This is a genomic window from Clostridium homopropionicum DSM 5847, assembly GCF_001263795.1.
Lineage (GTDB): Bacteria > Bacillota > Clostridia > Clostridiales > Clostridiaceae > Clostridium_H > Clostridium_H homopropionicum.
In genome coordinates, this window is the sequence record NZ_LHUR01000013.1 from 90,168 (window position 1) to 107,274 (window position 17,107).

At 29.8% G+C, this 17,107-nt stretch carries 16 protein-coding genes; all 16 read left to right on the forward strand.

Annotated features, from left to right (window positions below):
* The first annotated feature begins 8 nt into the window (after positions 1-8).
* The 16 genes from CLHOM_RS05300 to nrdR all read left to right on the forward strand — a co-directional run bounded on the left by CLHOM_RS05300 (position 9) and on the right by nrdR (position 17,073).
* Positions 9-1,697 carry a ribonuclease J gene (locus CLHOM_RS05300; RefSeq protein ID WP_207642438.1) on the forward strand — a complete coding sequence of 563 codons (1,689 nt, stop codon included), beginning with the start codon at positions 9-11 and terminating at the stop codon, positions 1,695-1,697.
* 197 nt (positions 1,698-1,894) lie between these two features.
* Positions 1,895-3,715, forward strand: coding sequence for a translational GTPase TypA (gene typA, locus CLHOM_RS05305; protein WP_052220655.1), 1,821 nt, complete (start codon positions 1,895-1,897; stop codon positions 3,713-3,715).
* Positions 3,716-3,739: 24 nt separating this feature from the next.
* Positions 3,740-4,750: an endolytic transglycosylase MltG gene (mltG, locus tag CLHOM_RS05310; RefSeq protein ID WP_052220656.1), complete on the forward strand. Its 1,011-nt coding sequence runs from the start codon at positions 3,740-3,742 to the stop codon at positions 4,748-4,750.
* Positions 4,751-4,790: 40 nt separating this feature from the next.
* Positions 4,791-5,447, forward strand: coding sequence for an O-methyltransferase (locus CLHOM_RS05315; RefSeq protein ID WP_052220657.1), 657 nt, complete (start codon positions 4,791-4,793; stop codon positions 5,445-5,447).
* On the forward strand, positions 5,440-6,663 hold the full coding sequence (locus CLHOM_RS05320) for a peptidase U32 family protein (protein WP_052220658.1): 1,224 nt from the start codon (positions 5,440-5,442) through the stop codon (positions 6,661-6,663). The genes CLHOM_RS05315 and CLHOM_RS05320 overlap by 8 nt, the downstream gene beginning before the upstream one ends.
* Before the next feature lie 2 nt (positions 6,664-6,665).
* The gene (gene udk, locus CLHOM_RS05325; protein WP_052220659.1) at positions 6,666-7,292 is read left to right on the forward strand and encodes a uridine kinase; all 627 of its coding nucleotides are present in this window, start codon (positions 6,666-6,668) and stop codon (positions 7,290-7,292) included.
* 54 nt (positions 7,293-7,346) lie between these two features.
* The gene (locus tag CLHOM_RS05330; RefSeq protein WP_052220660.1) at positions 7,347-9,044 is read left to right on the forward strand and encodes a penicillin-binding transpeptidase domain-containing protein; all 1,698 of its coding nucleotides are present in this window, start codon (positions 7,347-7,349) and stop codon (positions 9,042-9,044) included.
* Positions 9,045-9,092: 48 nt separating this feature from the next.
* The gene (gene sigK / locus CLHOM_RS05335) at positions 9,093-9,791 is read left to right on the forward strand and encodes an RNA polymerase sporulation sigma factor SigK (RefSeq protein ID WP_052220661.1); all 699 of its coding nucleotides are present in this window, start codon (positions 9,093-9,095) and stop codon (positions 9,789-9,791) included.
* A 156-nt stretch (positions 9,792-9,947) separates the two neighbouring features.
* A complete protein-coding gene (locus CLHOM_RS05340) occupies positions 9,948-11,003 on the forward strand; it encodes a type IV pilus twitching motility protein PilT (RefSeq protein ID WP_052220662.1) in 1,056 nt (351 codons plus the stop codon).
* A 249-nt stretch (positions 11,004-11,252) separates the two neighbouring features.
* Positions 11,253-12,512, forward strand: coding sequence for a cell division protein FtsA (gene ftsA, locus CLHOM_RS05345; RefSeq protein WP_052220663.1), 1,260 nt, complete (start codon positions 11,253-11,255; stop codon positions 12,510-12,512).
* Positions 12,513-12,527: 15 nt separating this feature from the next.
* Entirely contained in the window at positions 12,528-13,646 is a 1,119-nt protein-coding gene (ftsZ, locus tag CLHOM_RS05350; RefSeq protein ID WP_052220664.1) for a cell division protein FtsZ, read from the forward strand.
* Positions 13,647-13,823: 177 nt separating this feature from the next.
* On the forward strand, positions 13,824-14,621 hold the full coding sequence (spoIIGA, locus tag CLHOM_RS05355; RefSeq protein ID WP_052220665.1) for a sigma-E processing peptidase SpoIIGA: 798 nt from the start codon (positions 13,824-13,826) through the stop codon (positions 14,619-14,621).
* Between the two features lie 23 nt (positions 14,622-14,644).
* The gene (sigE, locus tag CLHOM_RS05360) at positions 14,645-15,343 is read left to right on the forward strand and encodes an RNA polymerase sporulation sigma factor SigE (RefSeq protein WP_423230627.1); all 699 of its coding nucleotides are present in this window, start codon (positions 14,645-14,647) and stop codon (positions 15,341-15,343) included.
* Between the two features lie 73 nt (positions 15,344-15,416).
* Positions 15,417-16,190: an RNA polymerase sporulation sigma factor SigG gene (gene sigG / locus CLHOM_RS05365; RefSeq protein ID WP_052220667.1), complete on the forward strand. Its 774-nt coding sequence runs from the start codon at positions 15,417-15,419 to the stop codon at positions 16,188-16,190.
* A 93-nt stretch (positions 16,191-16,283) separates the two neighbouring features.
* A complete protein-coding gene (locus tag CLHOM_RS05370) occupies positions 16,284-16,523 on the forward strand; it encodes a YlmC/YmxH family sporulation protein (RefSeq protein WP_052220668.1) in 240 nt (79 codons plus the stop codon).
* 85 nt (positions 16,524-16,608) lie between these two features.
* A complete protein-coding gene (gene nrdR / locus CLHOM_RS05375) occupies positions 16,609-17,073 on the forward strand; it encodes a transcriptional regulator NrdR (RefSeq protein WP_052220669.1) in 465 nt (154 codons plus the stop codon).
* The last annotated feature ends 34 nt before the right edge of the window (positions 17,074-17,107 follow it).

Consider the following 17,107-nt stretch of genomic DNA (forward strand, 5'->3'; position numbering starts at 1 on the left):
TTATTAAAATGAAAAAGGAGGGTAGGGTATTGAAAAAAGACAGAGATAGAATTAAAGTAATCCCCTTAGGTGGACTAGACGAGATAGGTAAAAATTTATCTGCAATTGAATATAAAAATGAAATAGTTGTCATAGATTGCGGACTAAAGTTTCCTGAAGATGAAATGTTGGGAATAGATGTGGTAATTCCGGACGTTAGCTACTTAATTAAAAATAAAGATAAGGTTAAAGGAATCTTTCTTACTCATGGCCATGAAGATCATATAGGTGCATTGCCATATGTTTTAAGGGAATTAAACATACCTGTTTACGGAACAAAACTTACTTTAGGGATTGTGGAAAATCGTTTAAAGGAAACAGGATTACTAAGTTCGGCTAATTTACAACGTGTTAATCCAAAAGACATAATTAAATTAGATAATTTAGCAATTGAATTTATAAGAACAAGCCATAGTATTGCTGATTCCGCAGCAATAGCTGTTCATACACCATTAGGTATAATATTACATACTGGTGACTTTAAAATAGATTATACACCTATAGATGAACAAGTAGGTGACTTAGCTAGATTTGCGGAACTAGGTAAAAAGGGTGTTGTGCTGATGCTAGCTGATAGTACTAATGTAGAAAGACCTGGGTATACAATGTCTGAAAGAACTGTAGGTGAAACCTTCGAGAGCATTTTTGCAAAAGCACAAGGAAGAATAATAGTTGCTACCTTTGCCACAAATGTTCACAGAATAGAACAGATAGTACGAGCTTCTATTAAGTTTGGAAGGAAAGTAGCTGTTTCTGGAAGAAGTATGGAAAATATAGTTACAGTGGCTTCTGAATTAGGATATTTAGATTATGAAGAAGGAACTTTGATTGGCATTGATGATATAAAAAAATATCCAAATGAAATGATCACAATTATTACAACAGGAAGTCAAGGAGAACCTATGTCAGCCCTTTCTAGGATGGCATCATCTGACCATAAAAAGGTTAGTATTGTTGAAGGGGATATGGTAATTATTTCTGCAACACCAATTCCAGGAAATGAAAAACCAGTATCAAAGGTTATCAATCAATTGTCGAAATTAGGAGCAAATGTTATATATGAGGCATTAGCTGATGTACATGTTTCAGGTCATGCATGCCAGGAAGAACTAAAGCTTATGCATACATTAGTGAAACCAAAATTTTTTATGCCGGTTCATGGAGAATATAGGATGCTAAAACAACATACTGATTTAGCAGTAAGACTTGGAATGCCTAGAGAAAATATTATTATTGCTGAAAATGGAGATGTTATCGAGATTACTAAGGATAGCATTAAAAAGTCTGGATCAGTAATAGCAGGTCAGGTATTTGTTGATGGATTAGGTGTTGGAGATGTAGGTAATATAGTTTTAAGAGATAGAAGACACTTATCACAAGATGGTATTGTCACTGTTGTAGTTACAATTTCTAGAGAAGGTGGAAAAGTAGTTGCCGGTCCAGATATAATTTCTAGAGGATTTGTTTACGTAAGAGAGTCAGAAGACCTTATGGAAGAAGCTAGAGTTATTGTTAGAGATTCTTTACGTGAATGTGAAGAAAATTCTATAACTGAATGGGCTACTATAAAGTCTAAGATTAAGGAAGTTTTAAGACTATTCTTATATGAAAAAACGAAAAGAAAGCCTATGATATTGCCAATTATAATGGAAGTCTAATAAAAAAATAGATTTAAAATAAAAGTACAATATTTTTTCAAATTTCAATTAACTTTTAGAATGGATAGTTAAGTTTCTACAAAGATTGACTTTTTAATAGTATAATATTAGAATAGAAATGTTAATTATAAAATTGGATACTAGTTAGTATCCAATTTTTATTTGAACATTTTGGTAAAAAGTATGGAGGAAAGAATATGGAATTATTTTCGAGAAATGACATAAGAAATATAGCGATTATTGCTCACGTTGACCATGGTAAGACAACTTTAGTAGATGCTATGTTAAAACAAAGTCTTGTTTTTAGAGAAAATGAAAAAGTAGAAGAAAGAGTAATGGATTCGAATGATTTAGAAAGAGAAAGAGGAATTACCATTTTGTCAAAAAATACCGCAGTAATGTATGATGGTGTTAAGATAAATATAGTTGATACTCCAGGCCACGCTGATTTCGGAGGAGAAGTTGAACGTGTTTTGAAAATGGTAGACAGTGTATTATTGGTTGTTGATGCTTTTGAAGGACCAATGCCTCAAACAAAATTTGTTCTTAAAAAAGCATTAGAATTACAATTAAATCCTATTGTAGTTATAAATAAAATTGATAAACCAAATGCTAGAGCTGAAGAGGTAATAGATGAGGTTTTTGATTTATTCGTTGAGCTTGGAGCAGAAGACGAACAATTAGATTTTCCTATAGTATATGTTTCAGCAAAGGGTGGATATGCTAAAAAAGAGTTAACTGATCCTGAAGAAAATATGATACCATTATTTGACACAATAATTAAAAATGTACAATGTCCTACAGGTCAAATTGATGCACCACTTCAATTATTAATATCTACTATTGACTATAATGAATATGTTGGAAGAATAGGTATTGGTAAAATAGAGAGAGGAACTATTGAGAAAAACCAACAAGTTGCTGTTGTAAGTAACGATGTAGTAAATAAAAATATAAAAATTTCTAGCTTGTATGTTTATAATGGCTTAAAAAAGGAAGAGGTTGCTCAAGCTAAACTAGGGGATATTGTTGCTGTTTCAGGTATACCAGATATAAATATTGGAGATACAATTGCAGACCCTTCTTGTCCAGAGGCATTACCATTTGTTGAAATTGATGAGCCTACATTAAGCATGTATTTCATAGTAAATGATTCTCCTTTTGCAGGACAGGATGGAGAGTATGTTACATCTAGACATTTGAGAGATAGATTATTTAAGGAATTAGAAACTAATGTAAGCTTGAAGATTGAAGAAACTGATTCAGCTGATTCTTTTAAAGTAAGTGGTAGAGGAGAACTACATTTATCTATTTTAATTGAAACAATGAGAAGAGAGGGCTATGAATTTCAAGTATCTAAGCCAACAGTAATATTTAAAGAAGTAAACGGTGAAAAACTTGAACCAATTGAAGATTTAACTATTGATGTTCCAGAAGAATTTATGGGAAGCGTTATGGAAAAATTAGGGCCAAGAAAGGCTGAAATGGTTAATATGACTTCAGCTATCAATGGTTATTCAAGGTTAGAATTTAAGATTCCGGCTAGAGGGTTAATAGGATTCAGAAATGAGTTCATGACTGATACAAAAGGAAATGGAATAATGAATCACGTATTTTTCGGATATGAACCATTTAAAGGAGAAATTCCAGAAAGAACAAGAGGTTCACTTGTAGCATTTGAAACAGGAGAAGCAGTTACTTATGGACTATTTAATGCACAAGAAAGAGGAAGATTATTTATTCCTGCTGGTACACAAGTTTATGCGGGAATGGTTGTAGGAGAATGTTCAAGAGCAGAAGATATTGATGTAAATGTATGTAAGAAAAAACATTTAAGTAATACAAGATCTTCAGGATCAGACGATGCACTAAAATTAATTTCTGTTCCAGATATGAGTCTTGAACAATGTCTTGAATTTATTTCATCAGACGAACTAGTAGAGGTAACTCCTAAAAATATAAGAATTAGAAAGAAGATTCTTGACAGTACAGAAAGAAAAAGAGCCTCTAGAAAATAGAAATTTAATTTTTGAGGTGCATCTATGAAGAAAAATAAGTTAATTAACCTATTAATATTAATAGCTTTTATATCTATTTTAGGCATAAAAGTATCTAGTGATATTAAATCTCCTTTTAAAGTTAAAGATGGAAATTTTAAATTTTCTGTTAATGAGGGTGATACTTTATTTAATGTAGTAAGTAAGCTTAAGGAAAAAGAGCTAATTAAAAATGAGTTCTTATTTAAAGTGTATATAAAGAATAATAATTTGAATACTAATATAAAACCTGGAGAGTATTATTTAAATAGTGACACCTCAATAAGAAATTTTGTAGAAATGCTAAACAAAGGAAGCAAAGAAAGTACTTTACTTAAGGTTACAATTCCAGAAGGCTATGATATTAAACAGATAGCTAAGCTTATGGAGGAAAAGGGGATTATTTCAAGCGAGGAGTTTATAAATTCATGTAAAAAATATAAAACTCCAAACTATATTAAATCAAGCTCAAAAGTTAAATATGCATTAGAGGGATATCTTTTTCCTGACACTTATGAGTTCAATAAAAATGTCACAGGTAAAGAAATAATTGATAAAATGTTAAATCAATTTCAATTAGTTGTAAGAAATATTGAAAAAGAAAGCAATAAAAAAATAGATGACATGCAAAAAATTATTACTATTGCTTCGATAATAGAAAAAGAAGCACGAGTTGATGAAGATAGAGCTAAAATATCTTCTGTAATATATAATAGGTTAGATAAAAATATGATGCTTCAGGTGGATGCAACAGTTTTATATGCTCTAGAGGAACATAAAAATAAGCTAACTTATGATGATTTAAAAATTAAGTCACCATACAACACTTATGTAACAAATTCACTTCCACCAGGACCAATATGCAGTCCAGGAGTTGAATCTATCAAAGCGGCATTATTTCCTGAAAAGACCAATTACGTGTTTTATGTTTTAGAAGATGACAAGAAACACTTTTTTACAAACAATTATAATGACTTTTTAAAAGCAAAAGAAAGATATAAAAATATTAATAAATAAATTTCCGCTTATAAACTTTTATGAAAGTGGAGGTGTTTATATGAGTGGAATAGTCCAGGAATATATTGTTGATTATATTAGGGGATTAATTGGCGAAGATACTGGAGTTTTAAAAGACTTAGAGGATTATGCAACTAAAGAACATGTTCCTATTGTTCAGAAAGAAGTAGCTAGCTTTTTAAAATTTATGGTTACTATTCAAAAACCTAAGAAAATTTTAGAGTTAGGAACGGCAATAGGATACTCATCAATACTTATGAATATTGCATCCAATGGTAATAGCATTATTACAACCATAGAAAGAGAAAGAGACATGATTGATATTGCTGAAAAAAATATCCAAAACTATGGTTTTGAAAAAAAGATAAAAATATTAGAAGGTGACTGCCTAGAAATACTTCCCAAACTAGAAGAAAAGTATGATTTAATTTTCATGGATGCAGGAAAAGGACATTATAATGATTTTTTTCCTTATTGTTTAAAGCTTTTAGAATATAATGGAATAATTATTGCAGATAATGTATTGTTTAGAGGAATGGTTGCAAGTGATGAATTAGTTCAAAAAAGAAAAATTACTATAGTTAAAAGAATGAGAACTTATCTTGATATGTTATGTAATAACAATGAGCTCGTTACTTCAGTAATACCAATTGGAGATGGAATTGCCATAACAACAAGGAGGAATACTGATGAATAAACCAGAAATATTAGCTCCAGCAGGAAATTTAGAAAAATTGATTACTGCTATTGATTTTGGTGCTGATGCAGTATATTTAGGTGGCAACAAACTAAATCTAAGGGCTTTAGCTGATAATTTTAATACAGAAGATTTAATTGAAGGATTAAAATATGCTCATGAAAGAGGAAAAAAAGTATATGTAACAATAAATGTATTTCCTCATAATGATGATTTAATAGGATTGGAAGAATATTTAATTGAACTTTATGAACTAGGAGTAGATGCAATAATAGTTTCTGATGCTGGAATTATTTCAACTGCTAGGGAAGTAGTTCCTAATTTGGAAATTCATTTAAGTACTCAAGCGAATAATGTCAATTATAAATCTGCTGAGTTCTGGCACAAAAATGGAGTAAAAAGAATTGTCCTTGCTCGGGAACTATCTCTTGAAGAAATTAAAGAACTTAGGAAAAAATTATCTCCAACATGCGAGTTAGAAGCATTTATTCACGGTTCAATGTGTATGGCTTATTCAGGAAGATGCCTTTTGTCGAATTATATGACTGGTAGAGATTCAAATAGAGGAGAGTGCTCTCAGCCTTGCAGATATAAATATAATTTAGTTGAAGAAAAGAGACAAGGAGAATATTTTCCTATATTTGAAGATGAAAAAGGTACATATATTTTTAACTCAAAAGATTTATGTATGATAGAACATATACCAGAGCTTGTTGAAGCTGGAATTGATTCATTTAAAATAGAAGGTAGAATGAAAAGTACTTTCTATGTAGCATCAGTTGTTAAAGCATATAGAGAAGCTGTTGATGCATATTTTATGAATCCTAAGGAATATAAGTTAAATCCTAAATGGGTAGAATATTTAACAAGACCAAGTCATCGACAATATTATACTGGTTTTTATTTCAATGAACCTAATAAACAAATTTATGATACTTCTTCTTATATTAGAACTTATGACATTGTTGGAGTAGTAAAGGAATTTAACAAAGACACAAATGTTGCTACAATCCAGCAAAAAAATAGAGTTTTTGAAGGAGATAATGTTGAGGTTTTAAGACCAAATGAAGAAAGCTTTGAAGTAATATTAAAAGAAATGAAAGATAAAAATGGTCAATCAATTGATGCAGCAAGAAGCGCTGAAATGATTTTTACAGTTACTACTGATGTAGAGCTAAAGAAAAAGGATATACTTATTAAAGTTAGGGAGAATTAATAATGATGCGACCAATATTAATAGGAATAACTGGTGGAACGGGTTCTGGCAAAAGCACTGTAGCTAAAGAGATTTTTAAAAGTTTTAGAGAAGATTGTATTGCAATGATTGAACAAGACTCTTATTACAAAAATCAAAGTCATTTATCCTTTGAAGAAAGAATTAAGACGAATTATGATCATCCTAATGCTTTTGATACTCCACTTCTAGTGGAGCATCTGACAAAGCTTTTAAAATCACAAATTATATACAAGCCTCTTTATGACTTCAAGGAACATACAAGAAAAAAAGAGATGATAAAAGTTGAGCCAAGAGATATAATTATTGTAGAAGGCATAATGATATTACAGGACGTTCAGCTAAGAAACTTATTAGACATAAAAATATATGTTGATACAGATGATGACGTTAGAATAATAAGAAGAATTTTGAGAGATATTAACGAGAGAGGTAGAACAATTCAGTCGGTAATTAAACAGTATTTAGAAGTTGTAAAACCTATGCATGAGCAATTTATTGAACCTACTAAAAAATATGCGGATATTATTATTCCAGAAGGTGGCCAGAATAAAGTTGCTATTGATATTATGGTTTCTAAGATTAAGCAGATTTTAATTGAAAATAAATAATTAAGAATAAAGAACTCCTTTGTTGGCTAAAATCATCAACAAAGGAGTGTTTTTATGAGTAATTTTATTGATAAGAAAAGAATTTACATAGTATTTATAATTTTTTTAATGATATTTATACTATTGTTTTTGAGAATAGTAAATTATATATATTTCAATTCTAAAGAATTAGAGAGTGTTGCACAAAATCAATATCAATATAAAGAAAAGAAATTAGAATTGAATTATAATTTATTGGATTCGGAAGGAAGAGAGCTACTGGAATACAAGGATAATTATTATGCAGTAATTGACCCTTTAGCCTTTCAAATGAATAACAATTATACGCAAAAAGATGATTTAGAAGCACTTAAAATAATTTTAAAAGGTTATAACTCTGAATATGATTTAGAAAAATTAATGAGTAAAGGTTCTAATGTTAAAATACAATTACCTATAGATAATAATACTTATAAAAAATTAGATAAAATTAATGGAGTAAATGGATTTTATGTTTATGTGTATTCTTCCATTAATAGAGGTAATTCTTGGTGGAGTATAGAAAATATGATAACCAACATATATAAAAATGAAAATGATAAGCTGAAATTAAAGGATGATGACTCCCTTGAAATAAAAATAAATGATAAAACTAAAAAAAATTCATATACTTATAGTATATTTGATAAGGATGTAAATGGAAACATAATAAAAGAATCCTTGGAAACGCCTAAAAATAATGTAAACGTAAAGCTTACCATAGACAAGGTTTTGCAGGATAAAATTAAAAATGTCCTAAATAATGAATCATACAGCATGCATGAACAAATAGGGGTAGTGTTGATGGAAGCTGATACGGGTAAAATAAAAGCCTTAGTGCAAAAGGATGACAGCAAACCTAATATTAATATAGGAGCTAGTAGTCAAAATGGTTTTTTTGCAGGATCAATTTTTAAGACAATTGTTGAAGAAGCAGGTATTGAAAATGGAAAGCTATCACTTACTAAATTGTATTCATATAAAAATTATAGTGGACTCTTTGAAGAACATGAAGATAGAGAAGAAAAAAATGCAAAAGAAGCATTTATAAAATCTTCAAATAATGTATTTGTTCAAATAGGAGAAGATGTAGGAATAGAAGATATTGATAAATTATCTCAAGAGCATGGTTTATATGATAAAGTTTTAGGATTTGATCAGGAACAAGAAGGGAAATTAGAACTAAGTTTAAACGATTTGAAAAATAATCAAGGAGATAGATTACAAACATATATCGGACAAAAAACAAGAATAACACCAGTTCAAGCTCTAACAATTCCTAGTATTATAGTTAACAAGGGGAAATATGTGAAACCATATATTGTTGAGTCTTATATTGATAGTAACAATGAGATACTTGAAAAAGAAAAAACTATAGAAAAAAACGTTATTAGCGAAAGAACTGCTCAAATAATGAAAAATCAGATGCTTCAAGTTGTAAATAACGAAGAAGGCACTGGAAAGCAGGCTTTTATAAAAGGAATAGAAATTGGGGGAAAGACAGGAACATCTAAAAGAGTTGAGATTAATAAGAATAAAGAAAACGATATTCTTAATACATCTGAATTTTATGATGGATGGTTTGTAGGCTTTTTTAAAGTTAAGAATAGGTACTACTCCATGGTTGTTTTTGCACAAAACATTGGAAAAGATATTAATGCATCCGGAACGGCTGTTCCAGTATTTAAAGATGTGGTTAAAGAAATTTACGACTATTTAATAGGAAACTTTTAACTTGTCCCTTAATATTATAGTAATAAGCACTATTAGGGGGATATCCTTGTGTTGTTAGCAAATTTTTTACTTAGTATTATTGATAGTATGATACTTTTAACTGCTTATGTAAGTAATGGCACTTCATTTCCTCAACCGCTAGATGAAAAGGAAGAAAAATATTACTTAAAGAAATTTAAGGAAGGGGATAGCTTAGCTAAGGGTATTCTTATAGAGAGAAATCTTCGACTTGTAGCACATATTGTAAAAAAGTACTCTTATCCTCATAAGGATATGGATGATTTAATTTCTATTGGAACTGTTGGTTTAATAAAAGCAATAGATTCTTTTGATACTTCAAAAGGAACTAGATTAGCTACTTATGCAGCACGGTGTATTGAAAATGAAATATTGATGCTCATAAGAAATACAAAAAAAATAAAGAATGAGGTTTATCTTCAAGATCCAATAGGAGTCGATAAAGAGGGAAATGAAATTTCGTTAATGGATGTGCTAAGTAGTGAGGAAGACTCAGTAATTGAAGTGGTTGAAAATAGAATACAAGTAAGAAAACTATACGATAAAATAAATATGTGTTTAACGGATAGAGAAAAAATAATAATTAAAATGAGGTACGGTTTAACTGATGGAAAGCCTAAAACTCAAAGAGAGATCGCTACGTTATTGCAAATTTCCAGATCTTATGTTTCTCGAATTGAAAAAAGGGCTTTAAAAAAAATGTATAAGGGATTTAATAATAAAGAATGATTTAAAAAGTTGGCCTATTAGCCAACTTTTTTAAATTTAAATAGGATTAGGTATAAAATCTTAATAATTTGTTACGAAATATAAATATATATACTATTAAATTACATATTAATATAAAATATAACTAGTATTTAAGACATATTAGGAGGATAAATTTTGATAACTTTAAGTGAATTATTGGAAAAAACATTTAATGAAAATGCCTCTGATTTACATCTTACGGTTGGTACTGCTCCAATCTTAAGAATAAACGGAAAACTAACTCCCATTGGTAATTACAAATTAAATTCTAGTGATACAGAGATTTATGTAAAAGAATTATTAGGGGATTTATTTGATGAATATGATAAAAATGGAGAGTTAGATACCTCTATTTCTGTTCCGAGTGTTGGAAGATTTAGAGTAAATGTTTATAAGCAAAGAGGAAGTCATGCAGCAGCTATTAGATCAGTAGCGTCTAAAATACCAACTTTGAGTGATCTTAAATTGCCACCGGTAGTAAAAGAACTAACTCAAAAACAAAGGGGCTTAGTTCTCGTAACCGGACCAACTGGAAGTGGTAAAAGCAGTACCTTAGCAGCCATGATTAATGAGATTAATAGCTCAAGGGCAGAACATATAATTACTCTTGAAGATCCTGTAGAATTTTTGCATAAGCATAATAAATCTATTATAAATCAAAGAGAAGTAGGAAGAGATACAAAATCATATCAAGCTGCATTAAGAGCTGCACTAAGAGAGGATCCAGATGTAATTCTAGTAGGAGAAATGAGAGATTTAGATACTATTTCAATTGCAATAACAGCTGCAGAAACTGGACATTTAGTTTTATCAACATTACATACTATAGGAGCAGCTAAGACTATTGATCGAATAGTAGATGTTTTCCCTCCATATCAACAACAACAGATTAAAATACAATTATCTGCTGTTCTTCAAGGTATTATTTCTCAGCAATTAGTACCGAGAGTTGATGAAAAAGGTAGGGTTGGTGCATTTGAAATTATGGTTACAAATTCAGCTATTCAGAATTTAATAAGGGAAGGAAAATCTCATCAGATTCAATCTTCTATACAAACTGGCAATAAATATGGAATGAAGACTATGGATATGAGTCTTGTAGAATTATATAAGAACGGATTAATTTCAAAGGAAGATTCACTAACTTATTCTGTTGATCAAGAGATGTTAAAAAGGATGATAGGAATATAGTATAAATATTTTCTGAGTTTAATTTATCTATTAAATTCAGAAAATATATAGTATAGCTTAATTATTTATGTTAAAATAAAAGTGCATGAACTTAATTAGTTATTGGAAATAAGTTGCATTTAATCAATTTTATTGTTGGTTTTATTGAGGTTTTTATTAGCAAATAAAAAATTTAATTAAACTCAAAGGGAAAAACATCTTTCTGTTGAATATAATAGTTAGAGGTACTCTGTGAAGGAGGGAAGCCTAATGCACGACTATATAGTTGGGCTTGACATCGGTTCATCGAATGTATACGGTGCTGTTGGTAAAATTGATAGTAATGGAGAAGTAAGAATCATTGGTATAAGCTCAGTAAAATGCTCAGGAGTAAAAAAATCAGTGGTGGTTGACATAGATAGCACTTCTCAATCTATAATAGAGTGTATTTCTAATTTAGAGAGAATGGTAGATGCATCTATAGAAGAGGTATACTTAGCATTACCTTCTGGAGTAAGTGAGCTAACATGGAACAAAGGAATAGTTGCAGTTTCTTCTGATGATAAAGAAATTAAAGATAATGATGTTATTAGAGTAATAGAGGCTGCGAAACTGATTTCTGTTACTTCAGATAAAGAGATAATAGGTGTAGTGCCTCAACAGTACATAGTGGATGGATATGAACATATTGTTGAGCCAATTGGCATGAGTGGTATGAGACTTGAAGTAGAGGCTCAGGTAGTTACTGCAAAAAGCACAGTTATAAATAATTTAAGAAAAAGCGTAAATAGAGCAAGATTAAACATTGAAGGTGAAGTACTTCAACAGCAGGCTATTTCAAAGGCAGTTTCTAAAAAAGAAGAATTAGATATAGGGGTGGCGTTCATAGATATAGGTGCTCAAACAACAGATGTATCTATTTATAAAGACGGCAACCTTTGCTATACTAACATGATTCCTTTAGGTGGAGATAATATAACAAATGACATTGCAATTTGTTTAAAAATACCTTTTGTTGAAGCGGAAAAATTAAAAATTAAATATGGTAATTTAGAAAAAACAACCAACGAAAATGACATAATAATTAAAGTTAATGCAGGTTATGACAAACTTAAAGACGTAAGTTTATCGTATTTAAATGAAATAATTGAGGCTAGAACTGAGGAAATACTGTACTATGTTAAACAAATTCTTGTAGAAAGTAAGTTAGATAATGAAATTTCTGGTATAGTAATTGTAGGTGGAGGTTTGGCTTTATTTAAAGGAATTACAGGATTCGCAACTAAAGTCTTGGACAAGTCTATAAGAATCGGAACGCCAAAGTATACTGGAACTTCCAGTCCTGTGTATGCAACTGTTGTAGGAACAATAAATGATGTAGTAAGTACTTTAAAAATAAATAAAAATGTTCACGTTCAAAAGGGTAAATCTAATACAAATGTAAGTAATTTGAAAGTAAAAGAAAATATAAAAGAACGAAAAGAAGGCTTTTTATCAAAAATAAAAGATTTCTTTACGGATTTTTTTTAGCAAGGAGGTATTATTGTGCTAGATTTTGATGTTGATGTACAACAATTTGCCCAGATAAAGGTAATCGGTTGTGGTGGCGGCGGTAATAATGCAGTTAATAGAATGATTAAAGCCGGATTGAAAAATGTTGAATTTATTGGGATTAATACAGATAAGCAAGCACTTGCTGTATCGGAAGCATGCCAAAAGATTCAAATTGGAGATAAGCTTACAAAAGGGCTTGGAGCAGGTGCTAATCCAGAAATAGGTAGAAAGGCTGCTGAGGAAAGTAAAGATGAAATAGCTCAAGCAATTAAAGGAGCTGATATGGTATTTATCACTGCTGGAATGGGTGGAGGAACAGGGACTGGAGCAGCTCCGGTTGTTGCGGAAATTGCAAAATCCATGGGAATACTTACAGTTGGAGTCGTTACAAAACCTTTCCCTTTTGAAGGAAGAAAAAGAATGCTTCATGCAGAAATGGGTATTAAAAATTTAAAAGATACAGTTGATACCTTAGTAACTATACCTAATGAAAGACTACTTGCAATAGTTGATAAAAAGACTTCCTTACAAGATGCTTTTAAATATGCTGATGATGTTTTAAAACAAGGTGTACAAGGTATTTCTGATCTTATAACAATTCCGGGTTTAGTTAACTTAGACTTTGCTGATGTAAGAACTATTATGCTAGATAAAGGATTAGCACATATGGGTGTAGGTAAAGGTAACGGAGATAATAGAGCAAAGGATGCTGCAAAGCAAGCTATATCAAGTCCTCTTTTAGAAACATCTATTATTGGGGCAACAGGTGTGCTTTTAAATGTGACTGGTGGACCTGACTTAGGTTTACTTGAAATAAACGAAGCAGCTGAAATTGTTCAAGAAGCAGCAGATCCAGATGCAAATATTATTTTTGGAGCTGTAATAGATGAGAATCTAAAAGATGAAATAAGAATTACTGTTATTGCAACAGGATTTGAAGAAAAACTTTCTGAGTTTAACGATACAACAAAAGAAAAATCTTTTGGAAAGTTTGAAAAGAATGAAGGACCGTTAGAAGAAGGCACTGCAAAACATGAAGCTGCTGCTACTCGTGAATTTGATCAAGCTAACTTAGAGGTACCTGCATTTTTAAGAAGATATAATAAATAAATTAATAGATTAAAACTTTTATAAAGGATGCTAATGGCATCCTTTTTTTATTGAATTAATTGGTGTTTGATGGTAAAAAGTGAAGAATAAAAAAAATTAAACATAATAAGAAATGACAAAATTTTAAAAAAAATACATATATAATTATTCTTAAGGATGTGAAAAGGGGGAAAGGGGTTGATATTATATTTAGATGTATTTGTATTACAAAATTTTATTGTAAATGTATTCCTAATTTATATAACTTCACAAACCTTACGAGTTAATTTAAAAATTCATCTAATATGCTTTGGAGGTATTCTAGGTGTTATATATGCACTTTTATCATTATTTATGAGTGGAACATTTTTGGTTTCCTTACCATTTAAGATTATATTTGCTATAGCTATTATTTGGATTTCATTTTACAATTTTAAAAAACTTTTCTTTATTTTAAAAGCTACTATCATTTTTATCCTTTATGCAATGTTATTAGCAGGTTTTTGCTTGTTTATAGAAGTAAGTAACAGTAGTACGGTTGAGCTAATTATTAATAGGGTTTCTTACAAAAATATACTGGCAGCACTAATGATAGTTTATATCATTTTACATAGGACAATTGTTTATATAAGAGATAGAAATCAGCTGAGTAACCTGATTTACGATGTTGATATTATAACAGATAAAAATTCTACTAGAGTAAAAGCATTTTTAGATACGGGAAATGAACTAAGAGAACCTGCAACGAATTTACCTGTAATGATACTTGAAAAAGGTATTTTTGAAAATATGCCTGTGAAGATTTATAGCAAGTATATAATACCATATAAAGTGGTAAATGGTAAAAACGATAATATGGAAGGCTTTAAGCCAGAGTACATTAAAATACACAATAAAAAAGAGAGCTTTGAAAGACAAGTGATTATTGGTTTTTGTGAAAATAAATTAAGTAGTATTAATGAGTATAATGCTTTATTATCTAGGGGAATTTTGTAGGAGGTGCACAATCATTGGAGTTTATAAACATTTTGATTAATAAGATATTAACAAAATTTAAGATTTTTTATAAAAGCATTTATTTTATTGGAGGTAATGATGCTTTGCCACCGCCTTTATCTAAAGAAGAAGAAGAGGATTTAGTGCAGAAGATAATAGAAGGTAATGATAGTGTTAGAACGATTTTAATAGAAAGAAATTTAAGACTTGTAGTTTATATAGCAAGAAAATTTGAAAACTCTGGTGTCTTAGTTGAAGATTTAATTTCTGTAGGAACAATTGGTTTAATTAAAGCGGTAAATACCTTTGATCCAGAAAAGAAAATAAAATTAGCAACTTATGCTTCAAGGTGCATAGAAAATGAAATACTTATGTATCTAAGGAGAAATAATAAAGTAAAAGCAGAAATTTCCTTTTATGAACCCTTGAATACTGATTGGGATGGAAATAAACTATTATTATCTGACATATTAGGAACTGATAATGATATAGTTTATAATTTAATTGAAGATGAAGTAGATAAGCAGCTATTACTTTTTGCAATGAAGAAACTAAGTGAACGGGAAAAGGAAATAATTAAGTTAAGATTTGGATTAACAGGGAAAGGAGAAAAAACTCAAAAGCAAGTAGCAGATATTTTAGGAATCTCACAATCATATATTTCAAGATTAGAAAAAAGAATTATAAGAAGATTGAAAAAAGAAATAAGTAAATTGGTATAGATTGTACATAGTATAAAAGAACACTCCCTAGGAGATAATTAAAATGTGACTACATTAGGGAGCTGATGATACTATGATGATAAACAAAGTTGAAATTTGTGGAGTAAACACTTCAAAACTACCCATATTAAAAGAGAAAGAAATGAGAGAATTATTATTAAAAATGAAGGATGGTGATGATGATTCTAGAGAGAAATTTATTAGGGGTAATCTAAGATTAGTACTAAGTGTTATCCAAAGATTCAATAATAGAGGAGAAAATGTGGATGATTTATTTCAAGTAGGATGTATAGGACTAATAAAAGCTATTGATAACTTTGATTTAGGTCAGAACGTGAGATTTTCCACATATGCAGTTCCTATGATAATAGGTGAAATAAGAAGATATTTAAGAGATAACAATTCTATTAGAGTTAGTAGATCTCTTAGAGATATTGCCTACAAAGCTCTTCAGGTTAGAGATAGGTTAGTAAATAAAGAAAATAAGGAACCAACAGTAGCCCAGATAGCCAAGGAGTTAAATATTCCAAGAGAAGATGTTGTATTTGCCCTTGATGCAATACAAGACCCAGTATCCTTATTTGAACCAATCTATCATGATGGCGGTGATGCTCTTTATGTAATGGACCAAATCAGTGATAGTAAGAGTATGGATGATAGTTGGATTGAAAATATATCAATAAAAGAAGCTATGAAGAGATTAAATGATAGAGAAAAATTAATTTTAAATATGAGATTTTTTCAAGGACGTACACAAATGGAAGTAGCAGATGAGATTGGGATTTCCCAGGCACAAGTTTCACGTCTAGAAAAAACTGCTTTAAAACATATGAGAAAACATGTATAAGGAGCCTTAGGGCTCTTTATTACTTTTTTATAATATATAAAATGAATTACTCATATAATGTAAAGAATAAATGGGAAAGGGGAGTTGATAATAATGGAATATTATTCAATTAATAATTTAAAAATGATGGAGGTTATAGATATAAGTACTGGAACCAAATTGGGATATATTAAAGATTTAGTAATCGAATACAACGAGTATAAAATAATGTCTATATTGATACCGAGAGAAAAAAGTGGTTGGTTTTCTAAAAGTAATGATTTTGAAATTGAATGGGACAAGATAACAAAAATAGGTAAGGATATTATTTTAGTTAATCTTAATAATGGTTAATACATAACAAATAGTAGTAATATTTATTCATTAATAGTATAATTTAAAAAAAGGAAAATTGTTTATACAAGTGAGGAGTGATATTTTGAAGTGCCCGTTTTGTGGTTTTGAAGAAAGTAAGGTTGTAGACTCTAGATCAACAGAGGACCATAAGGCTATTAGAAGGCGTAGGGAGTGTCTGTCCTGTAATAAGAGATATACTACTTATGAAAAGGTAGATGATATTCCAATATTAGTAATCAAGAGAGATTCTAATAGGGAGTACTTTGATAAATCAAAAATAATAAATGGATTAATAATAGCATGTCAAAAAAGACCTGTATCTAGAATACAAATTGAAGAAATTGCTGAAGAAGTAGAGAAGAAATTAAGCAATGACATGTTGTCTGAAGTAAAATCAGAATTAATTGGTGAATTAGTCATGGAAAAATTAAAGAAGATTGATGAAGTATCATATGTTAGATTTGCATCAGTGTATAGACAATTTAAAGATATAAATACTTTTATTGAGGAAATTAAAAATTTAATGTCAAATAAAAAAGTGCTCTAATTAAGTATAGGGCATTTTTGTTATGTTAAAATAC

Excerpts from the sequence above, each read along its gene's own strand:
- CLHOM_RS05370 (WP_052220668.1), top strand. The coding sequence starts at position 16,284 with ATGGAATATTATTCAATTAATAATTTAAAAATGATGGAGGTTATAGAT.
- udk (WP_052220659.1), top strand. The coding sequence starts at position 6,666 with ATGATGCGACCAATATTAATAGGAATAACTGGTGGAACGGGTTCTGGC.
- CLHOM_RS05320 (WP_052220658.1), top strand. The coding sequence starts at position 5,440 with ATGAATAAACCAGAAATATTAGCTCCAGCAGGAAATTTAGAAAAATTG.
- typA (WP_052220655.1), top strand. The coding sequence starts at position 1,895 with ATGGAATTATTTTCGAGAAATGACATAAGAAATATAGCGATTATTGCT.
- CLHOM_RS05330 (WP_052220660.1), top strand. The coding sequence starts at position 7,347 with ATGAGTAATTTTATTGATAAGAAAAGAATTTACATAGTATTTATAATT.
- mltG (WP_052220656.1), top strand. The coding sequence starts at position 3,740 with ATGAAGAAAAATAAGTTAATTAACCTATTAATATTAATAGCTTTTATA.
- CLHOM_RS05300 (WP_207642438.1), top strand. The coding sequence starts at position 9 with ATGAAAAAGGAGGGTAGGGTATTGAAAAAAGACAGAGATAGAATTAAA.
- CLHOM_RS05315 (WP_052220657.1), top strand. The coding sequence starts at position 4,791 with ATGAGTGGAATAGTCCAGGAATATATTGTTGATTATATTAGGGGATTA.
- sigG (WP_052220667.1), top strand. The coding sequence starts at position 15,417 with ATGATGATAAACAAAGTTGAAATTTGTGGAGTAAACACTTCAAAACTA.
- ftsA (WP_052220663.1), top strand. The coding sequence starts at position 11,253 with ATGCACGACTATATAGTTGGGCTTGACATCGGTTCATCGAATGTATAC.